Source organism: Agrobacterium sp. SUL3, assembly GCF_001263295.1.
Lineage (GTDB): Bacteria > Pseudomonadota > Alphaproteobacteria > Rhizobiales > Rhizobiaceae > Agrobacterium > Agrobacterium tomkonis.
This window is the reverse complement of sequence record NZ_KQ414501.1, coordinates 133,397-155,900: the sequence shown is the minus strand read 5'-3', so window position 1 is coordinate 155,900 and position 22,504 is coordinate 133,397. Positions and strand designations below refer to the sequence as shown.

The 22,504-nt window shown below is 58.6% G+C and carries 17 protein-coding genes; 9 read left to right on the top strand and 8 right to left on the bottom strand.

Annotation, left to right across the window (positions count from 1 at the left end):
• Positions 1-3: 3 nt before the first annotated feature.
• Positions 4-1,041 (top strand): DNA polymerase III subunit delta, encoded by a 1,038-nt coding sequence (holA, locus tag AKG12_RS10115; RefSeq protein WP_052818699.1) that lies wholly within the window; start codon positions 4-6, stop codon positions 1,039-1,041.
• A gap of 87 nt (positions 1,042-1,128) precedes the next feature.
• Here the strand turns inward: holA and fdxA are convergent, their stop codons facing one another.
• The 5 genes from fdxA to AKG12_RS10090 all read right to left on the bottom strand — a co-directional run bounded on the left by fdxA (position 1,129) and on the right by AKG12_RS10090 (position 6,842).
• A complete protein-coding gene (gene fdxA, locus AKG12_RS10110) occupies positions 1,129-1,467 on the bottom strand; it encodes a ferredoxin FdxA (protein WP_052818827.1) in 339 nt (112 codons plus the stop codon).
• 158 nt (positions 1,468-1,625) lie between these two features.
• Complete coding sequence (locus tag AKG12_RS10105; RefSeq protein ID WP_046799633.1) at positions 1,626-2,042, bottom strand: RNA-binding S4 domain-containing protein; 417 nt, start codon at positions 2,040-2,042, stop codon at positions 1,626-1,628.
• A 4-nt stretch (positions 2,043-2,046) separates the two neighbouring features.
• On the bottom strand, positions 2,047-5,139 hold the full coding sequence (locus AKG12_RS10100; RefSeq protein ID WP_052818698.1) for a helicase-related protein: 3,093 nt from the start codon (positions 5,137-5,139) through the stop codon (positions 2,047-2,049).
• Between the two features lie 19 nt (positions 5,140-5,158).
• Complete coding sequence (locus tag AKG12_RS31000; RefSeq protein WP_263634814.1) at positions 5,159-5,281, bottom strand: hypothetical protein; 123 nt, start codon at positions 5,279-5,281, stop codon at positions 5,159-5,161.
• A gap of 316 nt (positions 5,282-5,597) precedes the next feature.
• The gene (locus AKG12_RS10090; protein WP_082178803.1) at positions 5,598-6,842 is read right to left on the bottom strand and encodes a ubiquinone biosynthesis hydroxylase; all 1,245 of its coding nucleotides are present in this window, start codon (positions 6,840-6,842) and stop codon (positions 5,598-5,600) included.
• Positions 6,843-6,898: 56 nt separating this feature from the next.
• Between AKG12_RS10090 and tesB the strand changes: the two genes are divergently transcribed.
• From tesB to AKG12_RS10060, 6 genes are all read left to right on the top strand, one after another.
• Positions 6,899-7,783, top strand: coding sequence for an acyl-CoA thioesterase II (tesB, locus tag AKG12_RS10085; RefSeq protein ID WP_046799637.1), 885 nt, complete (start codon positions 6,899-6,901; stop codon positions 7,781-7,783).
• Positions 7,784-7,996: 213 nt separating this feature from the next.
• Positions 7,997-8,347, top strand: coding sequence for a P-II family nitrogen regulator (locus tag AKG12_RS10080; RefSeq protein WP_019565993.1), 351 nt, complete (start codon positions 7,997-7,999; stop codon positions 8,345-8,347).
• 29 nt (positions 8,348-8,376) lie between these two features.
• Positions 8,377-9,723 (top strand): ammonium transporter, encoded by a 1,347-nt coding sequence (locus tag AKG12_RS10075; protein WP_046799638.1) that lies wholly within the window; start codon positions 8,377-8,379, stop codon positions 9,721-9,723.
• Between the two features lie 216 nt (positions 9,724-9,939).
• Positions 9,940-12,612, top strand: coding sequence for a DNA translocase FtsK (locus tag AKG12_RS10070; protein ID WP_052818695.1), 2,673 nt, complete (start codon positions 9,940-9,942; stop codon positions 12,610-12,612).
• Between the two features lie 117 nt (positions 12,613-12,729).
• Positions 12,730-13,455: an outer membrane lipoprotein carrier protein LolA gene (locus AKG12_RS10065; RefSeq protein WP_052818694.1), complete on the top strand. Its 726-nt coding sequence runs from the start codon at positions 12,730-12,732 to the stop codon at positions 13,453-13,455.
• Positions 13,456-13,618: 163 nt separating this feature from the next.
• Positions 13,619-14,422 (top strand): exodeoxyribonuclease III, encoded by an 804-nt coding sequence (locus AKG12_RS10060; RefSeq protein WP_052818693.1) that lies wholly within the window; start codon positions 13,619-13,621, stop codon positions 14,420-14,422.
• 21 nt (positions 14,423-14,443) lie between these two features.
• Here the strand turns inward: AKG12_RS10060 and AKG12_RS10055 are convergent, their stop codons facing one another.
• Positions 14,444-14,899 (bottom strand): cyclic nucleotide-binding domain-containing protein, encoded by a 456-nt coding sequence (locus tag AKG12_RS10055; RefSeq protein ID WP_052818692.1) that lies wholly within the window; start codon positions 14,897-14,899, stop codon positions 14,444-14,446.
• 134 nt (positions 14,900-15,033) lie between these two features.
• Positions 15,034-15,717 carry a response regulator transcription factor gene (locus AKG12_RS10050; protein WP_003492637.1) on the bottom strand — a complete coding sequence of 228 codons (684 nt, stop codon included), beginning with the start codon at positions 15,715-15,717 and terminating at the stop codon, positions 15,034-15,036.
• Positions 15,718-16,004: 287 nt separating this feature from the next.
• On the opposite strand from AKG12_RS10050, the gene AKG12_RS10045 reads away from it, so the two are divergent.
• A complete protein-coding gene (locus AKG12_RS10045) occupies positions 16,005-16,508 on the top strand; it encodes a L,D-transpeptidase family protein (protein ID WP_052818691.1) in 504 nt (167 codons plus the stop codon).
• 73 nt (positions 16,509-16,581) lie between these two features.
• Here AKG12_RS10045 and AKG12_RS10040 read toward each other — a convergent pair whose 3' ends face one another.
• The gene (locus tag AKG12_RS10040; RefSeq protein ID WP_052818690.1) at positions 16,582-17,151 is read right to left on the bottom strand and encodes a CarD family transcriptional regulator; all 570 of its coding nucleotides are present in this window, start codon (positions 17,149-17,151) and stop codon (positions 16,582-16,584) included.
• A 541-nt stretch (positions 17,152-17,692) separates the two neighbouring features.
• On the opposite strand from AKG12_RS10040, the gene AKG12_RS10035 reads away from it, so the two are divergent.
• Entirely contained in the window at positions 17,693-22,453 is a 4,761-nt protein-coding gene (locus AKG12_RS10035) for an NAD-glutamate dehydrogenase (RefSeq protein WP_052818689.1), read from the top strand.
• Positions 22,454-22,504 lie beyond the last annotated feature (51 nt).

Sequence of the window (22,504 nt, the reverse complement as noted above, 5' to 3'; positions counted from 1 at the left end):
GCCGTGACGGAGATAAAGTCCCATGAATTTGAGCGCTTCGCCGAAAATCCGGCGGAGCGCTTTCGCGTTTTCGTGCTCTATGGTCCGGATCGCGGCCTCGTGTCGGAGCGGGCAAGCCTCATCGCCAAAAAGACAGGCATCGATCCCGATGACGCTTTCGCATCGCTGAAGTTGACCGCATCCGACCTGCAGGGCGATCCCGGTCGCCTTCTCGACGAGGTGAACGCCATCGGTCTTTTCGGTGGTGAGAAACTCGTTTGGGTAAAGGGTGCGGCGGCAGAAAAGGCGCTGGTGGACGCGCTCCAGATTCTGGCCGAGACACCACCTCAGGCAAGCTTCCTGATTATAGAGGCTGGCGACATCAAGAAGGGCACGGGGCTGCGCAAGATCGCGGAACCCGCGCGCTCCATCGCCGCAATCCCCTGCTATGCGGATGATGCGCGATCGTTGAACGCATTGATCGATCAGGAGCTTTCCAACGACAATCTGCGCATCGCGCCCGCCGCGCGACAAAGGCTGATCGAATCCCTGGGAGGCGATCGCATCGCATCGCGCAACGAAATTCGCAAGCTCGCGCTTTATTGCCGTGGTGCTGATGTAATCGAGGAAGAGGACGTGCTGGCCATCATCGGCGATGCCAGTACGGTTTCCGCTGACGATGCCGTTGACGCCATCCTGAAAGGCGACAGAAACGCCTTTTTCCACGCCACCCAGAAGATCGTCGCATCAAAGACGCCGATCTTCCTTGTGCTTCAGGGGTGCCTCAAGCAATTCCAGCTGCTCGACCAGATGCGGGCCGAGATGGACGAGAAAAAGCAGCAGGCCGGTCAGGTGATGCAGACACTCGGACGCCACATCCATTTTCGCCGAAAGCCGATCATCGAAAGGGCACTGCGGACGTGGCAGCCGGCGGCGATCGCCCGCGAAATGAACCGTCTGCAGGCCGCCATATTGCAAAGCCGCCAGCGGCAAAACCTGGAAGACAGCGTGGCTCTTTTGACGCTGCTGTCGACCACCCTGCAATCCGGCCGCGGCGGATGACCTGCTGAAATGCAGCAAAAAGCCCTCGCGCCTGGGCTGCGAGGGCTTTTAAAGTAACGGCGTAAAAGATGCCGTATCGTCGAAAAATCAGTCGCCTTGTCCGGGCTCGGCGGAGAAATAAAGCTCCAGCTTACCTGCGACGCCATCCATTTCCTTGGCTTCCGGCATCGGGTCGCGCTTGATCGTGATATTTGGCCAAATCGCCGCATATTCGGCATTGAGCTTCAGCCACTTGTCGAGACTCGGCTCCGTATCGGGCTTGATCGCCTCGGCGGGACATTCCGGTTCGCACACACCGCAATCGATACATTCGTCAGGATTGATGGCGAGGAAATTTTCGCCCTCGTAAAAGCAGTCGACGGGGCAGACTTCAACGCAATCGGTGTATTTGCAGCGGATGCAATTGTCGGTCACGACATATGTCATGATGAACTCCAGAATATGCAGACCGGGTCTTTGGGCTTCGGAACACAAGCCGACGCCCGGAATTCAGACAGGGCAATTTCGCAAAGGACGTAATGCCTTTGACTTCAGATAGCAAGGATAAACAATTCTGAAAAACGGGTCTGGCCGGGAGGTTTATTCTAATCTTTGCTTCCGTCACTATCAGACAGAAACCTGTCGAGCGCCCGGCGCTCTTTTTTTGTCGGACGACCGCTGCCCGGTTCACGCATCGCCTGCTCCAGCGGACTAAACCGGTCGGATGGGTCGCGGGGCGGCGTCAGATCGTCATAGAGAAGTTTTGCTTCCTCGTAGGGTCCGCGCCGCGCCCCTCCGGACTTGACGACCAGCACCCTGTCCATGCGCTCGAAACCGATATCGAGCCTGTCACCCGCCTTCACCGTATGGCTGGGCTGGCGGATAGTGACACCGTTGACCTTGACCTGACCCGACTGCACGTAGCCCTGGGCAAGCGAACGCGACTTGGCCATGCGGGCAAAGAACAGCCACTTGTCCAGACGCTGACGCGTGCTCTCCAGTGGCTGTTCGTTGCTCCCCATGGGCTTATTTCTTCAGCTGCTCCTTGAGAGCAGCGAGCTTTGCGAAAGGCGAGTCCGGATCGATCGGCTTCTCCTTGCGAGGGGGCTTGGCTTCGAAACGCTGCTGGCCCTGCGGCTTTCCGCCACGGTCGTTGCGGTCCGGCCGGTCCTTGCGCTCGCCGCGATCCTGACGATCATTGCGATTGCCGCGATCAGGGCGTCCGCCATCACGCTTGCGCTCACCCTCACCGCCACGATTGGCAGCTTCGCGATTTGCGCCGTCACGATTGTCGCGACGGCCTTCGCCGCGACGCTCGCCCTGCTCGCGCGCTCCCTGTTCACGGCCCTGTTCACGACCGTGACCGCGATTGCCCGGACGACGGTTTTCGCCGCGCTGGTTTTCGTTGCGGCCACCCGGACGCCACAGAAGAACGGGCTTCGGCTCGGTTGCCTCAGCACTTTCGACAGGCACGGCTTCGCTAACCGCAGCCTCTTCGCTGACAGCTTCCGCAACCGGCGTTTCATCGGTGGCTTCGACTTCCGCAACAGCCACCGTCTCGGATGCCTGCTCTTCCGAAGCCGGCTCGTCCTGCTCGGTCTCAGCGCTTTCCTCGTCAGCCGTCACCTGATCGGCAGTGGCCGGAGCAACAGCACCGGTCTGATTGGCGAGGAAGGCCTGCGCCTCTTCTGCTGTCACCTGATCGGCGCGGTAACCAAGACCCTTGAGGATCTCTTCCATATCATCAAGCGTTGCGCCGAGAATGGAAAGCATCGCGGTCGTCGTCGTGAAACGACGGCCGTCATAAGCGCCTTCCGGACGCGGCTGCTGGCCGGGCTTCCACTGCAACAGCGGACGGATGAGATCGGCCAGACGCTCGAGAATGTCGATACGCACGGCGCGCTTTCCAAGGAAACGGAAACCGGCAAGCTTGTAGAACATCCGCTCGAAAGCGGGGTCCGTCACGACAGAGGTGCGGCCGGCGGCCAGAACCGGAATGAGATCGCCATAACCCGGCTTGCCGAGGCCGTCATTCTTCAGCGCCCAGAGCAGCGTGACAAGCTCGGCCGGAGCCGGCTTCAGCAATGCGGGCAGGAAGACGTGATAGGCGCCAAAACGCACGCCGTAGCGGCGCATGGAGGCACGCGCATCCTGATCCAGCGACTTCACGTCTTCCGTGACGTCACGGCGGAACAGAACGCCAAGATTTTCGACCAGCTGGAACGCCAGACCCTTCGCCAGACCCTGAAGGTCTTCGGCGCGCGAAATATCATCCAGCGGCTTCAGCACGGTCGCAATCTGGTGATTGACGAAACGTTCGACGCGCGCCAGCGCATGATCACGGGCATTGCCGCTCAACTGTTCGTCGGCCAGCAGGATCACCCGCGGCTTCATGATGTTATCACCTGCCGAAAGGCGGGCCACCGGTTCGCCCAACCAGCGAACCAGACCATCGGAGCTCAAAGCAAGATCGCCGTTTCCACTGGCATGCAGACGCGCTGCACGCGCCTCGTATTCGAGAGCGAGCGCCTTCTGGGCCGCACCTTGCACGGCCTTCTGATCCGGCCCTTCCATTCCCGACACCGGCGTGAACCGGAATCCGGCCAATTGACCGACGTGATGTCCTTCTACGAAGACATCACCATTTACACTGATTTCAGCTTCAAGCATCGCATTCTCTCTCAGGCGCCTCATGAGCACAGATGTCCTGCGATCAACAAAGCGTTTCGTCAACCTTTCATGTAGCGCATCGGACAATCGATCCTCGATTTCCCGCGTCTTTTCTTGCCAGTGTGTCGGATCGGCAAGCCATCCTGGGCGGTTCGATACATAAGTCCATGTTCTGATCTGCGCAATCCTCGCAGACAAGGTATCGATCTCTCCATCCGTGCGGTCGGCCCGGCGTACCTGCTCACCCATGAAATCTTCGTTCACCGCGCCACGTTTCACAAGATCGAAATAGAGTGTCGAAATGAGGTCGGCATGCTGGGCGGGCGCAATACGTCGATAGTCGGGAAGCGCGCAGGCCTCCCAGAGTTTTTCCACCCGCGCCTCGCTCGTCGTCACATCGATGATTTCGGGGTAACGCGACAGATATTCCAGCGCCTGCTGGTCGATTGCCGGCAGGGCGCGGGAAAGTCCCTGGATAGCAGGAGCGGCGTCCAGGCTCGCACGCAGATTGGCGATGGAAGAAAAATCAAAATTTTTCGTCCGCCACTGCAGCACTTTCACCGCATCGAACTGATGGGTTTCGATCCGCTCCACCAGCTCGTCGTCGAACGGATCGACGCGCCCCGTTACGCCAAAGGTGCCATCGCGAAGATGGCGGCCGGCGCGGCCGGCAATCTGGCCGATTTCCCCGGGATTGAGATTGCGGAACTGGTAACCGTCAAATTTGCGGTCCTGCGCGAAGGCGACGTGATCGACGTCGAGGTTAAGGCCCATGCCGATGGCATCCGTCGCCACCAGATATTCAACATCGCCGGACTGATAGAGCCCCACCTGGGCATTGCGCGTGCGTGGCGAAAGCGCGCCAAGCACTACGGCCGCACCGCCTCGCTGGCGTCGCACGAGTTCAGCGATGGCATAAACCTCGTCGGCGGAAAAGGCGACGATTGCCGTGCGTTGCGGCAGACGAGTAATCTTTTTCTGCCCTGCATAAAAGAGCTGCGACAGACGCGGCCGCTCGACCACGGTAATTCCCGGCAGCAGTTTTTCGAGGATCGGACGCATCGTGCCGGCGCCGAGAAGCAGCGTCTCCTCCCGCCCGCGCAGATGCAGCACACGGTCGGTGAAGATATGGCCGCGCTCGAGATCACCAGCCAGTTGCACCTCGTCGATCGCGACAAAGGCGGCGGTCGTCTCGCGCGGCATGGCTTCCACGGTGCAGACGGAATATTTGGCTTTGGGAGGAGATATTTTTTCTTCGCCGGTAATCAGCGCCACATTCGGCGCGCCCACCTTCTCCACCAGACGGGTATAAACCTCCCGCGCCAGAAGACGCAGCGGCAGGCCGATGACACCGCTGCCATGGGCGACCATCCGCTCGATCGCGTAGTGGGTCTTGCCGGTATTAGTGGGGCCGAGAACGGCCGTGACACCGCGGCCGCTCAGGATCATGGGGCGAAAATTCAACGTACTATCCGCGAATCGACTTCATCTGCTTGCCGTGTCCCGCTGTCATCATGGACATGGTCACGCGCACCACACATGGCAATGCCTGCCGGCAAAGGCAATAGGCCTTGATTGCAAACTGATGCAAGATGCCTTTTTCCTGCAATTTTACATGCAGATTCAGCCGGTTAATGGAGAAAAAAGAATCCGGCGAAAACGGAATCGTGAGGGGCAAAGAACAGTCTGCGAACGAATCGAATACGAATCGCTGACTCAGTGTGATTCAGCTTTTGTTCTCCGCAACATCTGGTTGGCGAAGGAGCAGCTCATACCAGATTATGAATCCGGATAAGTCCTTGGCCGGATTCAGCTTTATGGAAAAACCTTCAGACAGAAAATACCGGAATCGACTGTCAAGCGGCAATCGCGGAAAAGCCGATCCAGAACCTGCGGAAAGGGCCGGATCAGAGCGTCTGACCGACAAGCAGGCGCGGCGCATTTGCATCCGTCGTTCCGGCGGCCTGCCCGATGAAATAGGATTTCAGACCCGGCAAACGATCGACCACGCCAAGACCGAAATCGCGCATGATGCGGATGGGACCGACATCATTGGAGAAAAGCCGGTTCAGCACATCCGTCGTCACGCCCATCCGCAACGTGTCGAAACGTCGCCAGGACTGATAACGCTCCAGAACATTGAGAGAGCCTATATCGAGGCCGAGACGGTCGGCCTCAACCACGGTTTCGGCGAGAGCCGCGACGTCCTTGAAGCCGAGATTGAGACCCTGTCCCGAGATCGGGTGAATACCATGCGCCGCATCTCCGGCAAGCGCAAAGCGCGGGGCGACGAAGGAGCGCGCCAGCGTCAGACCGAGCGGAAAGGCCCGGCGGGGACCGACAGGGCGGATAGACCCGAGCTTGTGGCCGAATCGGCGCTCGAGTTCTTCCTCAAACACCAGATCATCGGAGGCCACCAACCTGTCGGCGTCAGCCTTGCGTTCGGTCCAGACGAGCGACGACCGGTTTCCCTTCAGCGGCAGGATGGCGAAAGGTCCTGACGGCAGGAAATGCTCTTCCGCGCAGCCCTCATGCGGCCGCTCATGTTCGACGGTGGTGACGATACCGGCCTGGTCATAGTCCCATTGCACGGTCTTGATGCCGGCCATATCTCTCAGCGCTGAGCGAACCCCGTCGCAGGCAATCAGCAATCGCGCGTCGAGCGACGAGCCGTCGGAAAGGCTGATTGCCGTCGATTGCGCACCTGCGGTAAAGCCGGAAACGCTGAGGCCATGGCGGATTTCGATGCCGAGGCGATCACACAGCCCCCTCAGCGCCCCGACCATTGCAACATTCGGAACCATATGGGCAAACGGCCTGCCCTCTTCCACCGCTCCATCGAAGGTTAGAAACACCGGACGAACCGGATCGGCAGTCTTCGAATCGGTGACGATCATCCTGTTGATCGGCTGTGCTTCAGGCTCGATTTCGCTCCATATGCCGAAGACATCGAGCATGCGCGTGGCCGCCGCAATAATGGCGGAGGCGCGGACATCTTTCTTCCAGACATCATCAGGAGCAGCCTCAATCACCTGCACATTGAGGTGCCCGGCCGCCTGCTTGATTGCGACAGCAACCGAAAGGCCGACATATCCGCCGCCTGCCACCACCACGTCCAGCATCGCGCTTCTCCTCAAATCTTGTGCACGCATCATCGGCGCACTATAGACCATGTGACATCTTCCTACAGCCGGAGCAGGTCGAAAAAATGTCGCATCCCTCGCAAACGTCAGACCCGATGGCCAATCTCATCGCCACGCTCGATCTCGAGAAGCTGGAGGAGAACCTGTTTCGCGGCGAAAGCCCGCAAATCGGCTGGCAGCGGGTTTTCGGCGGCCAGGTCATCGCGCAGGCCCTGATTGCGGCGCAAAGGACGGTGGATGATAACCGCCAGGTGCATTCGCTGCATTCCTATTTCATGCGCCCCGGCGACCCGCTGGTGCCTATCGTCTACCAGGTGGAGCGTATCCGCGACGGCGCAAGCTTCTGCACCCGCCGCGTAGTCGCCATCCAGCATGGCAAGGCGATTTTTTCCATGTCCGCGTCGTTTCAGATCTTCGAGGACGGTTTTAACCATCAGATAAAAATGCCTGATGTGACACCGCCTGAAAAACTGATGAGCGAGGAGCAGATGCAGGCAGCCTTTCTGGCCAAGGCGCCAGCTTCGATCCGGAACTACTGGAGCAACAAGCGGCCGATCGAGATACGTCCGGTTTCGCTGACCCATTATATTTCGAAGGAAAAGCTGGAACCGCAGCAGGACATCTGGGTCCGCGCCGTCGGTGACGTGCCTGACAATCCGCGTCTGCAATCGGCCATTCTCGCCTATCTCTCGGATATGACACTGCTCGACACCTCGCTCTATGCCCACGGCACGACGATCTTCGATCCGTCCATTCAGGTGGCAAGCCTCGATCATGCCATGTGGTTCCACCGGCCCTGCCGGCTGGACGACTGGCTGCTCTATACGCAGGACAGCCCCAGCGCCTCAGGCGCCCGCGGCCTGACCCGTGGCAATATTTTCACCAGACAGGGTGAACTGGTCGCCTCCGTGGCGCAGGAAGGCCTGATCCGCAAAAGGGCAATTGATTAAATAATGCGCTTTTTTCAAAAACCGCACATTTAATAGACGAAAATTGTGCGTCTTCGTGCCCGTTTTTCAGACGTCCGTCATATAAATTTTATATTTCAATACGTTAGACGCACCATCCAAAACTGGCACGCCCTTTGAATGTATGTCCGCAGTCGCTGTTACTGATCTGCCAGCGGCAAGGAGAGTCGGCTCCGTGCCGAGGACAAACAAAGGATGGGAAACCAGATGAAAATTGTGATGGCCATTATCAAGCCGTTCAAGCTGGATGAGGTGCGCGAAGCGCTCACCGGCGTCGGCATCCAGGGCCTGACCGTGACCGAAGTGAAGGGTTACGGACGCCAGAAGGGGCATACCGAGATTTATCGCGGCACGGAATATGCGGTGAGCTTCCTTCCCAAGCTGAAGATCGAGATCGCGGTCGCATCCGACGTCGTCGACAAGGCTGTCGAGGCGATCGCATCTGCGGCAAAGACCGGGCAGATCGGTGACGGCAAGATCTTTGTCTACTCTATCGAACAGGCCGTGCGCATCCGTACCGGCGAAACCAACACAGAAGCGCTTTGAAGCACGGCTGACAGGGGAGTTTTCTCGCTATGCAATTCAACAAGTTTTCAACACTCGGCAAACTGGGCGCCGGTGCGGCAGCCCTGATGGCCCCGGCCATCGCCTTTGCCCAGGATGCTGCGCCGGCAGTAGCAGCGGCACCCGTTCCTGAAAAAGCCGACACAGCCTTCATGTATGTCGCGACGATCCTCGTGCTGTTCATGATCATTCCGGGCCTCGCCCTGTTTTACGGCGGCCTCGTCCGCACCAAGAATATGCTCTCCGTTCTCATGCAGTGCACGGTCGTCGGCGCGGTCATGATGCTCGTCTGGGTGATCTACGGTTATTCCTTCGCCTTCGGCGGCGGCACCGGCCCCTATTTCGGCGGCTTCGGCAAGTTGTTCCTGTCGGGTGTTTCGCTTGACAGCACCTCGGCAACCTTCTCCGAAGGCGTGGTGATCTACGAATATACCTTCATCGCCTTCCAGATGACCTTTGCGGCCATCACACCGGCGCTGATCGTTGGTGCGTTTGCGGAACGCGTCAAGTTCTCCGCCGTCATCCTCTTCACCATCCTGTGGGCCACCTTCGTCTATTTCCCGATCGCACACATGGTCTGGGACGCAAACGGCCTGATCTTCGGCATGGGCGCTCTCGACTTCGCCGGCGGCACGGTCGTTCACATCAATGCCGGCGTCGCAGGCCTGATCGGCGCGATCATGGTCGGCAAGCGTACCGGCTTCGGCAAAGACATGATGGCTCCCCACTCCATGACGCTGACGCTCGTCGGCGCGGCCATGCTGTGGTTCGGCTGGTTCGGCTTCAACGCCGGTTCCAACCTCGAAGCATCGGGCGGTGCGGTTCTCGCAACCATGAACACCTTCCTCGCAACGGCAGCCGCCATCGTTTCCTGGTCGCTGGTTGAAAGCTTCACCCGCGGCAAGGCTTCCATGCTGGGCGCCGCTTCGGGCATGATCGCCGGCCTCGTCGCCGTCACCCCCGCCGCCGGCTCCGTCGGCCCGATGGGCGCGATCGTTCTCGGTCTCATCGTCTCGCCGATCTGCTACTTCTTCGTCTCCGTGGTGAAGAACAAGTTCGGTTATGACGACACGGCCGACGTCTTCGGCGTCCACGGCATTGGCGGCATCATCGGCGCTCTCGGCACCGGCATCTTCACCTCACCGCTGCTCGGCGGCACGGGCAAGGAAGACTTCTCCATCGCCTCGCAGCTCTGGACGCAGTTCGTCGCCGTCGCCATCACCATCGTCTGGTGCGCCATCGTCTCGGCGATCCTCTACAAGATCGTCGACGTGATCGTCGGTCTGCGGGTTCCGGTCGAAGCCGAACGCGAAGGTCTCGACCTCGCGACCCACGGCGAAGCCGCTTACCACTCCTGATATCGGGAAAAGGGGTTCTCCATCCCCTTTCCCAAAAGAAAGGCCCGTTTCGACGGGCCTTTTTCTTTGCCGTAAATCCGAAAGCGATATCAAAAACCGCATGGTTAACACGACATTAACCAGCAAGCGGTTAGTTTTCCCTGTCAATCCGGGATCAGGTCAACTGCCGGATCTTGCCGAAACCACAAAAACGACGGGTTCAGGGACATGGGCAGAATGCAATCTCCGACATTCGATGGTCGTCACACGCGCTTCGTGCTGACGGCGTTTTTCGTACGTCAGATCATGGCTCTGGCCGGTTTTGCCCTGCTTGCGACGATCGCGCTGGGCATTGCCGCTCTCGCCACATGGAATGTCGCCGATCCAAGCCTGTCCTATGCCACGGGGAACCAGCCCACCAATCTCCTGGGTTACGGCGGCGCCATCTTCGCCGATATCGTCATGCAGTTCCTCGGGCTTTCCGCAATCATTTCCCTTCTGCCGGTCATCGCCTGGGCAATCACCCTGATCGCCGGTCGCAAATTCAGCCGGATACCCGCCCGCCTCGTTGCCTGGGTTGCAGGCACCATCGTCTGCGCCGCCTCGCTCGGCTGTTTTCCCGCCCCCGTCACCTGGCCGCTGCCAAACGGCATCGGCGGTGTCATCGGTGACATGATTCTCCGCTTTCCCGCCCTTTTCATCGGCGCTTACCCAACCGGCACCATTGCCACCGTGCTGGGCGCCATATTCGCAGTGCCCGCCGCCTGGCTGATGCTGTTTGCCGCAGGCGTTGTCGGCGGCCTGGATGATGAACTCGAGCGGGAAGAACCGGCGCCGGTTGCAAGCAAGGCTCGCGTCGCGCGTGAGGTCGAAGAGGATGACGAAGACGACGGTGAGGGTTTCTTCGCCAACATTCTCGCCTTCGGCGCGCTTACGCATTACTGGTACACCACCCAGGCGCGCTTTCGCCGCCTGTTCGGCCTGAAGTCGAAATCCCTGCACGATGAATTCGAACATCCTTACGATTTCAACGAATATGAATTCGGCACCCTGAACGAACCCTCCCGCCTGAAGACCGCGATCAACCGCCTCGACCAGCGCGCCGAACCATCTTTCGAGGAACGTGCCGCATCGCGCCGACAGATGTCGCCTCCCTCCATCGCGCTCGATCATGATGGCGACATGGATGACGAACCGTCTTTCGATGCGGACGGACACCGTCTGCCGAGCGGCATCCTCTCGGACGACAATGCCGACGAGGCCGATCAGAAATTCACCCCCAGACAGGCACCGGGACGCGGGCAGCCCAGAATAACCGCTGCTTCCGCACGCCCCAAACCTAGTGAACGTGTGGCAAGGGAAGCGCAGGCCTCGTTTATCGCGGCAGACGGCTTCCAGTTGCCCACAGTTCATCTCCTGGCGGAACCGAAGAATGTCGTGCGCGACAATATGCTGAGCGAAGAAGTGCTTGAGCAGAATGCCCGCCTTCTGGAAGGCGTCCTTGAGGATTTCGGCGTCAAGGGTGAGATCATTCATGTCCGCCCCGGCCCCGTCGTCACGCTCTATGAACTGGAGCCGGCACCCGGCATCAAATCCTCGCGTGTCATCGGCCTTGCAGATGACATTGCCCGCTCCATGAGCGCGATTGCCGCCCGTGTCGCGGTTGTTCCTGGCCGCAACGCCATCGGCATCGAACTACCGAACCAGACGCGCGAAACCGTGTTCCTGCGTGAACTGATTGGCAGCCGCGATTTCGAAAACAGCAAGGCCAAGCTCGCAATGGCGCTCGGCAAGACGATCGGTGGCGAGCCCGTCATCGCCGATCTCGCCAAGATGCCGCATCTTCTCGTCGCCGGCACCACCGGTTCGGGCAAGTCGGTCGCCATCAACACCATGATCCTGTCGCTGCTTTACCGCATGTCGCCGGAACAGTGCCGCCTGATCATGATCGATCCGAAAATGCTCGAACTGTCGATCTATGACGGCATTCCGCATCTGCTCTCCCCCGTTGTCACCGATCCCAAAAAGGCCGTCGTGGCCCTGAAATGGACGGTGCGCGAGATGGAGGAACGCTACAAGAAGATGTCGAAGATCGGCGTGCGCAATATCGACGGCTTCAACAGCCGCGTGCAGCAGGCGCTCGACAAGGGCGAAATCCTCACCCGCACGGTACAGACCGGCTTCGACCGCCAGACCGGCGAAGCGATGTACGAGACGGAAGAGTTCGATCTGAAGCCCCTGCCCTATATCGTCGTCATCATCGACGAAATGGCCGACCTGATGATGGTGGCCGGCAAAGACATCGAAGGCGCGGTGCAGCGCCTGGCGCAGATGGCCCGCGCCGCGGGCATCCATGTCATCATGGCCACCCAGCGTCCGTCCGTCGATGTCATCACCGGCACGATCAAGGCGAACTTCCCGACCCGCATCTCCTTCCAGGTGACATCGAAGATCGACAGCCGCACCATTCTTGGAGAGCAGGGCGCCGAGCAGCTGCTCGGCATGGGCGACATGCTCTATATGGCGGGCGGCGGACGTATTCAGCGCGTACACGGCCCCTTCGTCTCCGACAACGAGGTGGAGGAAATCGTCGCCTATCTGAAGACACAAGGCTCGCCGGAATATCTGGAGGCGATCACCGAGGAAGACGACGAGGATGGCGCAGGCGGTGGCCCGGCCGGCACCGGTAACTTCTCCGATTCCGAAGACCCCTATGATCAGGCCGTGGCTGTCGTGCTGAGGGACGGCAAGGCTTCCACCTCCTACGTCCAGCGGCGTCTCGGGATCGGATATAACCGCGCCGCCTCGCTGATCGAGCGCATGGAGCAGGAGGGCATCATCGGCCCCGCCAATCATGCCGGAAAACGCGAAATCCTCGTGCCAACGGAAGCAGACATCATCGAGCGGTAATGGCATGTCGCCCGAAAGTGCTTGGCGGTTTCGGGATAACGACATGCATAAAGCAAAGGCCCGACGCGTCGGGCAACCAAGCGGGGCCAAGAAGCGTTATTACACGCTTCCAACGTCATGAAGCCGCCGCCTTTTATGCGGACAATCGCTGCGATGAAGGAGAACAGAATGAACGACCTCACCACCGGCGAAACGGCCACTGCAAGCGCACCTGAAAACGGGATGACGCGGCGTGGCCTGCTGACGGCATTTTCCATGGCCGCGGTCATGGCGGGCCTGTCGCCGCTTGACGCTTTTGCCCAGGCAGCCGGCAATGGCGCAACCGCGCAGAAAATCGCCAATCACTTCTCGTCGGTCAAAACCATGATGGGCGAATTTGTGCAGTTTGGCCCGCGCGGCGAACAGACCGGCGGCAAATTTTACATCGAACGGCCGGGCAAGCTTCGCTTCAATTATGAAGACCCCTCACCCATGCGGGTCATCGCCGATGGCAAGAATGTCGTTATCGGCAACATGAAGCTGAAGACCTGGGATCTTTATCCGCTGTCCAAGACCCCTCTCAGCCTGCTTCTGTCCGACAAGATCGATCTCGGTAACCAGAAGGTCCGGAACGTGAAGGAAGAATCGGACCTGACCACCATCGTTTTGGGCGACAAGAGCATCTTCGGCGATTCCACCATCACCCTGATGTTCGACCCGAAAACCTTCGATCTGCGGCAGTGGACGACGACCGACGCGCAGAACAAGGATACCACCGTCATGATCTTCAACGTGCAGACGGGCGTGAACCTCGATGAGCGCGTCTTCAGCATCAACTATGAGGAAGTGCGCAAGCGCGGCTGAGCACCCTCTCTTTTTGAAAAACGGTTCGAAGGCGGCCTTGCGGTCGCCTTTTTCATTTTGCCGCTAAAATACATTCCCGTTTTCATCGCGATGTTATAAGCCTGCGCCCCGGAAACATGTCTCGAAACAACGGAGTTCGGGGCAGCAAACGCGGAGCACATGCATGTCGTTTTCGATAACCACCTGGAACATCAACTCTGTCAGGCTGAGAATGCCGATCGTTGAGCAGTTTCTGGTGCGTTACAAACCCGACATTCTATGTCTGCAGGAAACGAAATGCCCGAATGGCGAGTTTCCGATGAAACCGCTGAAGGCACTGGGTTACGAGCACGTCATCATCCACGGCCAGAAGGGCTATCATGGTGTGGCGATCGCCTCGAAAATTCCGCTGACCGAAGATCACCGGCAGGACTATTGCGGTATTGGCGATGCGCGTCACATCTCCGCGATTTTTCAGGTCGGATCCCGCCGCGTGCGGCTGCATAATTTCTACGTTCCAGCCGGTGGCGACGAGCCTGATCGGTCGATCAATCCGAAATTCGGCCACAAACTCGATTTCATTGAGGAAATGAAGGCGCTGCGCGCCGATGGCGTGCCCGGCACTTCGTCCATCCTTGTCGGCGATCTCAACATCGCGCCGTTTGAAAACGATGTCTGGTCACACAAACAACTTCTGAAGATCGTCAGCCACACGCCTGTCGAAACCGACGGCATGCTTGATATCATGAAGCAGGGCAACTGGCTTGATCTGATGCGCCTGAACGTGCCGGAGACGGAAAAGATCTATACGTGGTGGAGCTACCGCGCCAAGGATTGGGAGGCGGCCAATCGTGGCCGGCGTCTCGACCATATCTGGTCGTCGCAGGATCTCGGCGCTTCGCTCGAAAAAATCGACATATTGCAGGAGGCGCGCGGCTGGAACCGGCCATCGGACCACGTTCCGGTTACAGCCCATTTCCGGTTCTGAAGCAGCGTTTCCCAGGCAGCCTCAAACGAAGCGGTTCTGTAAACGGGCCGCACCCGCCGCGAGCGCGGCGATATTGTCACGGATGCGTGCCGACACGATATCGGCAACTTCCGGAAACTCCTCCACCAGCCGGTGAAAGAGGATGCGCGTTATCCGGATGACTTCGGAATCCTCCACTGCCACGGCAGTGAATTTCCTTTCGCAGAGGGTGAAAAGGGCAAGTTCCGAAAGCAGCGCTCCCTTTCCGGGTGTCGCCTGCAGTTCGGGTTTTCCATCCCGCCCCGCCGTAAAGAGCTCGAAATGGCCTGATGTCACCGCGAAGGCGCATTCCGCCGGCGAATGCTCCCGGAACAATGTCTGGCCCGCCGATACCCGACGGCGTTCCGCACCGAAGGCGATGAGCCGCAACTGGTCGTCGCTGAACCCCGCAAACAACGGCACTTGCCCCAGCAGCATGATATCATCCGTCAAGGCCATGTCGTTCGTTACTCCGGAAAACCGCCTGCATCACTATAGCGGTTTTCCAATATCAGCCTTCAAAATACAAGACGTTAGAGCGCCGTGCGATTTTTCAGATGCACCCGGCAGGCTCTTAGCCATCAGATCCCTGTTCAGGGAACGATCTTGTAGCCACCATTCTCGGTGACCAGAATCTCGGCATTGGAAGGATCCCGCTCGATCTTCTGACGCAGACGATACACATGCGTTTCGAGCGTGTGCGTCGTTACACCGGAATTATAACCCCAGACCTCTTCCAGCAGAACGTCGCGGGTAACCACGGCGCTGCCGGCGCGGTAGAGATAACGGATGATCGCCGCTTCCTTTTCCGTCAACCGGATTTTCTTGCCGTCTTCGGTCGTTAGCAGCTTCTGGCTGGGCTTGAACTGATAGGGGCCAACGGTGAAAACCGCATCCTCACTCTGTTCATATTGACGCAGCTGCGCCCGGATGCGCGCCAGAAGCACCGCGAAGCGGAACGGCTTCGTCACATAATCATTGGCGCCCGCTTCAAGCCCGAGGATCGTGTCGGAATCGGTGTCATGGCCGGTCAGCATGATGATCGGCGCTTTGAAGCCGCCCTTGCGCAACAGCTTCACGGCCTCTCGGCCGTCCATGTCCGGAAGGCCGACATCCATGATGAGGAGGTCAACCTGGGCGGTCTTGGCAGTCTGCATCGCCTGCGCGGCATTTGCACCGCTCAACAGTGAGAATTCCTCATAGGGAGACAATTGCTCGGTCAGCGTCTCCCGAAGATCGTCGTCATCGTCCACCAGAAGGATAGTGCGAGCCGTCATTCGGATTCTCAGCCTTTCTTACTTTAGCGCCTCGGCTCAAAAAATCGGGCTCGATTTTAGGGAAGCACGATGCCTAGTTTAAAAGAGTTAGAGCGTTCGCTGTGCATCGATAATAATGCGCGGCGCTCTAATTATCAGCCAATTCAGCGGTTTGCCGGTAAAAGGTCAACCCATTGCCATGATATAACGAAGTGCTATGACTTCACGTTAAATAACCTGCAAAGCAAAATCTCGTGAAAAACATGAGCAAACCCTCACCAAGACAACGTAAACGCGCATCAACGCTCATGGTTCGGCCGGCTCCGTCAAAAATCAGCCGTGCCATCGTCCAGCTAGGGCACCTTACCTTTCCCGCCGCAATCGGACGCAATGGCCGCACCGCGATCAAACGCGAGGGAGACGGCAAATCACCCATTTCCCTTACCCGCCTGCTGTACGGATTTTATCGCGGCGACCGCAATACCGGCATCACCACAACATTGCCGATGCAGCGGACGCGCGGGTCCATGCTGTGGTGCGACGACCCCCGTAACGCCAATTACAACAGGCTGGTCAAAGCGCCGTTTTCGCCAAGCCATGAGGAAATGATGCGCAAGGACGGTCTCTACGACGTTTGCCTGGTGCTTGACTGGAACATCACCTCGAGAAGTCGCAACCGGGGCTCGGCGATCTTCATGCATTTGATCCGCCCGGGATATGAGCCAACCGCTGGCTGCGTCGCCCTGCACCCCAGAGATATGCGGCGCATTCTGCCGCATATGCGCAAGGGTACGAAAATTCGCATCCTGTGAGACGCATCCTGCAATCAGGCAACAAAAAACCCGCCATTCTGGCGGGTTTTTTTAGAAAGGAGAAAGCCTGATATTAAGCGGCTTCGTCCTGAGAATCGTCCTCTTCAACAGCCTTGCCACGCTTGGGGCCTTTGGCAAGGTTGACTTCCACCAGGCGAACAGCCTCGGTTTCGGACATCTTGTTGACGGCGGCAATTTCGCGCGCCATGCGATCGAGAGCAGCTTCATAAAGCTGACGCTCGGAATAGGACTGCTCCGGCTGATTTTCGGCACGGTAAAGATCGCGCACCACTTCTGCGATCGCGATAAGATCGCCGGAATTGATTTTCGCATCATATTCCTGGGCGCGGCGCGACCACATGGTACGCTTCACACGTGCCTTGCCCTGCACCACTTTCAGCGCCCGCTCGACAAAATCGCCTTCGGAAAGCTTGCGCATGCCGATGCTGACAGCCTTGGCGACGGGAACTTTAAGACGCATCTTGTCTTTTTCGAAATCGATGACAAAAAGCTCAAGCTTCATGCCGGCGACTTCTTGTTCCTCGATTGCAGAAATGGTACCGACACCATGAGCGGGATACACAATCGCTTCACCGGTCTTGAAACCGTGATGTGCTGGAGATTTCTTCTGCTGGATCGTCATTCGTTCTAAAAACTCCCTGTTACATACCCGGCAATGCCGGGGTTGGGTCGGTCAGGCCCTGATGAGACGGGGGAACCGTCAGGTGACTCCGCACTGGTCCAGCCGTGCACGCAAAAAAACACCTTCCCGTCTTGCGGGGTTCGATAACGTAAACGCTCGATATGTCACGGAAACCGCGTGCAAAAGAGGTGTTGCTTTCGTGGTGTTTTTGGGCACACAAATGCCACGCTGTGGATCAGTGTCGTTGGTGTACCACAAAAATAGGCGCAAATCAATAATTTGCTTCGACCGTGGCCGCAACATCACATGGCGGCTCAATAACCGCCTAAAAATTAGCCGCTAAAATACTGTCAAATGCTTCGCGACAGACCCTCATGGCAAAAGAAGCAAAAAAATTTCACTTACCGACCAAAGAAATACGAAAGCCTCTTAAACTCTTCGTAATTCCACGCCAATATCCGATTCGACTGAAAAGGCAAAATCCGTAAATTGACGGTGCTTTTTTATATTAAAGTGTGATTTTTGGAGGAATCCACGTCAAATGGGCTACAGAAATAATCCAAAACGCGAAAAACAGATCGAAAAAGCGCGCCAGCAGGCAATTGCCGAAAATGTCCAATTTCTTGATCCAGGTATTCTTTATGGAAGGGCAAGTGCCGACGATATAGAATATTATTCCGCCGAGATGCTGGCGGCGAGCGCCGCTCACAGTTTCCAGGCGCTGTCGCATTGGTCCGGAGAGACGCCCCACATCAGCATCACTCAGGTAGAAGGTGTTTCGCCGCGTGAGATTCCGGTAACGGTCCTGACCATTATCGGCCGCAACATGCCTTTCCTTTATGATTCAGTCATGGGCGAGGTCACCAGCACCTATCGCGGCCTTTACCTTGCTGTGCATCCCATCCTCGTGCGCGATGACGACGCTCAGGCAGGTTACCGCCTTGCGGAACCCGAGGATGATCCCGCTGACAATATCAGCCTCATCCAGTTGCATATTGCGCCACTGACACAGCAGGCCGCCGCAACGCTGGAAGAACGGCTGCGCTTTGTCCTCACACAGGTGCAATCGGCCTATCGTGACTGGCGGCCCATGCTGGCGAAGCTTGACGAGGCGCTGGACGAATTGTCGAAGCGCGGCTCCTCGCGGCGCAAGACCGAGCGTACGGAAGCAGTTGAATTCCTCAACTGGCTTCGCAACGACAATTTCACCTTCCTCGGCATGCGGGATTACACCTATTCCGGCAAGGGGAAGAACGCCAAGATCGAACGCGGTGATGGCGTCGGCCTGGGCAGCCTGAGCGATCCGGATGTGCGCGTGCTGCGCCTCGGCAAGAATGCCGTGACGACGACGCCTGAAATCCTTGCCTTCCTTGATGGTCCGGATTTCCTCATCGTCACCAAGGCCAATGTGAAGTCCATCGTGCACCGCCGTGCCTATATGGATTACATCGGCATCAAGCGCTTCGACGAGGACGGCAACGTCATCGGCGAATTGCGCATCGTCGGCCTTTTCACCGCCACCGCCTATACACGTTCGGTCAAGCAGATCCCGTTGCTGCGCGCCAAGGTCGCGGATGTCGAGCGGCATTTCGGCTTCGATCCGAACAGCCACTCCGGCCGCATCCTGCAGAACACGCTGGAAGCCTATCCCCGTGACGATCTCTTCCAGATCGAGACGGACCTTCTGATCCGCTTCATCGAGCAGATCATGGAACTGAGCGACCGGCCGCGTGTACGCGTCCTCGCCCGTATCGACCGGTTCGACCGGTTCGTTTCGGCGATCATCTTCGTGCCGCGTGAAGAGTACAATTCTTATGTCCGCGAGAAGATCGGCGATTATCTGAGCAAGGTCTATGACGGGCATATTTCCGCCTATTATCCCGCCTTCCCGGAAGGCGCCGTTGCCCGCGTTCATTTCATCGTCGGCCGCACGGAAGGCAAGACGCCGCGCATCGCTCAGGACAGGCTGGAAGACGCCGTCAGCGATATTGCAGCACGCTGGATAGACCACCTCGTCACCCTGTCCGAACCGGGCGCACCGGTGCTGGAAGTCGATCAAGCCTATCAGGAAGCCTTTACGCCTGAAGAAGCGATCGGTGACATGCCGGACATTCTGGCCGCCGCCAATGGTGAGCCGGTCCGCATTGAATTCTACCAGCAGGAAGGCCAGTCGGCCGACACGCTGTCGCTGAAGATTTTCCACCGCGACGGCCACCTGCCGCTTTCGCGCCGCGTACCGCTGCTCGAAAATCTGGGCTTCAACGTCATCAGCGAACGTACCTTCGATATCGGTGTCGTTTCAGATGACGGAAAGCGCGACATCGTGCTGCACGACATGGAGCTATCCGTCGCGGCGGGCACGACACTCGACCTGCCGCATTACGGACCGAAACTGGAGGAGGCCTTCCTTGCCGCCTTCTCAGCCAAGGTTGATAATGACAACTTCAATCGGCTGATCCTCGCCTGCGGTCTGTCCGTGCGCGAAGTCTCCGTTTTGCGCGCCTATGCACGCTACCTTCGTCAAACCGGCATTGTTTATTCGCAGGAGCATATTTCCGAAACGCTCTTCAAATATCCGGCCATTTCCCGCAATATTTTCGCGCTGTTCAAGGCTGGCTTCGACCCGTCTGTCGACGAAAAGAAGCGGCTGAAGAAACTCGCTGAAATACACAAGGCGATCGAAGCGGCATTGAGCGGCGTCCCCAATCTCGATGAAGACCGCACGCTGAGGCGTTACGTCAACGCCATCGATGCGACGCTGCGCACCAACTACTTCCAGAAAAATGCCGACGGCACGCCAAGAGACCTCCTGGCGTTCAAGTTCGATCCGAAACACCTGGACGGTCTGCCCGATCCGCGTCCCTTCCGCGAAATCTTCGTCTACGGAACCGAGGTCGAAGGCGTGCATCTGCGCTTCGGCAAGGTCGCACGCGGCGGTCTGCGCTGGTCGGATCGCGGCCAGGATTACCGCACTGAAGTGCTCGGTCTCGTCAAGGCGCAGCAGGTGAAGAATGCGGTGATCGTACCGGTTGGCGCCAAGGGCGGCTTCTTCCCGAAGAACCTGCCGGCCGGCGGTTCTCGCGATGAGGTCTTTAATGCCGGCCGCGAGGCCTACAAGACCTATATCCGCACCCTGCTCTCCATCACCGACAATATCGTCGATGACGCCATCATACCGCCAGCCGATACGCTGCGGCTCGACGGTGACGACCCCTATTTCGTCGTCGCCGCCGACAAGGGAACGGCGACATTTTCCGATACGGCGAATGGCCTTGCCCATGAGGCCGGCTTCTGGCTGGACGACGCCTTTGCCTCGGGTGGTTCCGCCGGTTATGACCACAAGAAGATGGGCATCACCGCGCGTGGCGCCTGGGAAACGGTAAAGCGCCATTTCCGTGAAATGGATACCGACATCCAGACGACCCCCTTTACAGTGGCGGGTGTGGGCGACATGTCCGGTGACGTTTTCGGCAACGGCATGTTGCTGTCGGAAAAGATCAGGCTGATCGCCGCCTTCGATCACCGCGATATCTTCATCGATCCGGACCCCGATACCGACAAGTCCTTCGCTGAGCGCAAACGGCTTTTCGAACTGCCGCGCTCCAGCTGGCAGGATTATGACCGCTCGACCCTCTCCGCCGGCGCGATGATCATTTCGCGCTCCGAAAAATCGGTGACGCTGACGCCGGAAGCCGTGGCTGCCATCGGCATCGACAAGTCAGTCGCCACGCCCTTCGAGATCATGACCGCCATTCTGAAGGCGCCGACCGATCTCCTCTGGTTCGGCGGCATCGGCACCTATATCAAGGCGGCGGTGGAAACCAATGCCGAGGTGGGTGACAGGGCGAACGACCCCATCCGCGTCAACGCCACCGAACTGCGCGCCAAGGTCATCGGCGAAGGCGCCAATCTGGGCATCACCCAGAAGGGCCGCATCGCCTATGCACTTTCGGGCGGGCGTTGCAATTCCGATGCCATCGACAACTCGGCCGGGGTGAACTCCTCCGACGTCGAGGTCAACATCAAGATTGCGCTCGCCTCCGCCGTCAATAGCGGTCGCCTGACGATGCCGAAGCGCAATCAGCTTCTTGCCTCCATGACGCCGGAAGTGGCGCAGCTGGTACTGCGCAACAACTACCTGCAATCGCTGGCGATCTCGCTGACGGAACGGCTGGGGCTCGCAAACCGCGAAGAGCTTGGCCGCCTGATGGGCGCGCTGGAGGCAACCGGACAGCTGAACCGCAAGGTCGAAACCCTGCCCAGCAATGCCGAATTCAGCGAAAGATATGCCTCTGGCAAGCCGCTGACCCGACCGGAAATCGGTGTGCTTCTGTCCTATGCCAAGCTCACATTGTTCGATGCATTGGTGGCAAGTACGCTTCCCGACGAGCCCTATCTCCAGCATCTTCTGGTCGATTATTTCCCGGCCAAGATGCAGAAGAACTATGCGGACGATATCAAGGCGCATCGTCTGCACCGTGAAATCGTTGCAACCGCACTCGCCAACGCCGTGGTCAACCGCGGTGGCCCGGGCTTCGTGCAGAAACTTGGCGATGCAAGCGGTCTTCTGGCAGCTGACGTCGTCAAGGCGGCCGTCATCGTCGAGGATGGTTTCGGCCTCAAACGTCTGTGGAGTGAGGTCGACGCGCTTGATGGCAAGATCGGGGGGCAAGTCCAGAACGGGCTCTATGCCACCATCGCCCGCATCTTCTCCGATGCAAGCAGGCTTTACCTGCAGACCCGAAGCGTAGGTGCCGCAACAGACGACATGGCGACCGAGATCGAGCGGCTGAAAACCGCCATCAAGACGCTGTCGCCGGCAGCGGCAAAATATCGTCGCGAGCTGGGCGCCACGGAAATCGACGGTATTCCTTCCGCCCTTCTGGAAGAACTGGATACGCTTTCGCTGCTGGTCTATGTACCGGAGATCATGCGTATCGCCGAAAGTGCGGGCACGACACTTGCCCGTGCCGCCGAAAGCTATGCCACCGTTTCATCGACCTTCCGTGTGGCACGCCTGCTGGACGCCAGCCAGCGCATCGCACCGGCCGATCATTACGAGAGCCTGGCTCTTCTGCGCAGCCAGGACCAGATTTCCTCCTCCAGACGCCGGATCGTCATCTCTGCATTGACGGAATATGCAAAGGAGAAAGATCCGGTTCAGGCCTGGTATGCCGCCGACCGCGTGCGGGTGAACCGCATCGTCTCCGAGCTAGGCGCGCTCAGCGAAAGCGGTGATACCAACCTTGCCCGCCTGACCGTGGCGGCGGGGCTGCTTGGCGATATCGTTCAGGCGCGCTGATCGGCAGTCTTAAAAACGCCATCCGGGTTATCGACCCGGATGGCGACAAAC

What these genes read in the sequence shown, in the direction of transcription:
- fdxA (WP_052818827.1), bottom strand. Translation starts at nt 1,467, where the DNA reads ATGACATATGTCGTGACCGACAATTGCATCCGCTGCAAATACACCGAT.
- AKG12_RS10075 (WP_046799638.1), top strand. Translation starts at nt 8,377, where the DNA reads ATGCAATTCAACAAGTTTTCAACACTCGGCAAACTGGGCGCCGGTGCG.
- AKG12_RS10100 (WP_052818698.1), bottom strand. Translation starts at nt 5,139, where the DNA reads ATGATCCTGAGCGGCCGCGGTGTCACGGCCGTTCTCGGCCCCACTAAT.
- AKG12_RS10105 (WP_046799633.1), bottom strand. Translation starts at nt 2,042, where the DNA reads ATGGGGAGCAACGAACAGCCACTGGAGAGCACGCGTCAGCGTCTGGAC.
- AKG12_RS10080 (WP_019565993.1), top strand. Translation starts at nt 7,997, where the DNA reads ATGGGAAACCAGATGAAAATTGTGATGGCCATTATCAAGCCGTTCAAG.
- AKG12_RS10055 (WP_052818692.1), bottom strand. Translation starts at nt 14,899, where the DNA reads ATGGCCTTGACGGATGATATCATGCTGCTGGGGCAAGTGCCGTTGTTT.
- AKG12_RS10035 (WP_052818689.1), top strand. Translation starts at nt 17,693, where the DNA reads ATGGGCTACAGAAATAATCCAAAACGCGAAAAACAGATCGAAAAAGCG.
- AKG12_RS10090 (WP_082178803.1), bottom strand. Translation starts at nt 6,842, where the DNA reads ATGCGTGCACAAGATTTGAGGAGAAGCGCGATGCTGGACGTGGTGGTG.
- AKG12_RS10060 (WP_052818693.1), top strand. Translation starts at nt 13,619, where the DNA reads ATGTCGTTTTCGATAACCACCTGGAACATCAACTCTGTCAGGCTGAGA.
- AKG12_RS10070 (WP_052818695.1), top strand. Translation starts at nt 9,940, where the DNA reads ATGCAATCTCCGACATTCGATGGTCGTCACACGCGCTTCGTGCTGACG.
- AKG12_RS10050 (WP_003492637.1), bottom strand. Translation starts at nt 15,717, where the DNA reads ATGACGGCTCGCACTATCCTTCTGGTGGACGATGACGACGATCTTCGG.
- tesB (WP_046799637.1), top strand. Translation starts at nt 6,899, where the DNA reads ATGTCGCATCCCTCGCAAACGTCAGACCCGATGGCCAATCTCATCGCC.
- AKG12_RS10045 (WP_052818691.1), top strand. Translation starts at nt 16,005, where the DNA reads ATGGTTCGGCCGGCTCCGTCAAAAATCAGCCGTGCCATCGTCCAGCTA.
- AKG12_RS10040 (WP_052818690.1), bottom strand. Translation starts at nt 17,151, where the DNA reads ATGACGATCCAGCAGAAGAAATCTCCAGCACATCACGGTTTCAAGACC.
- AKG12_RS10065 (WP_052818694.1), top strand. Translation starts at nt 12,730, where the DNA reads ATGAAGCCGCCGCCTTTTATGCGGACAATCGCTGCGATGAAGGAGAAC.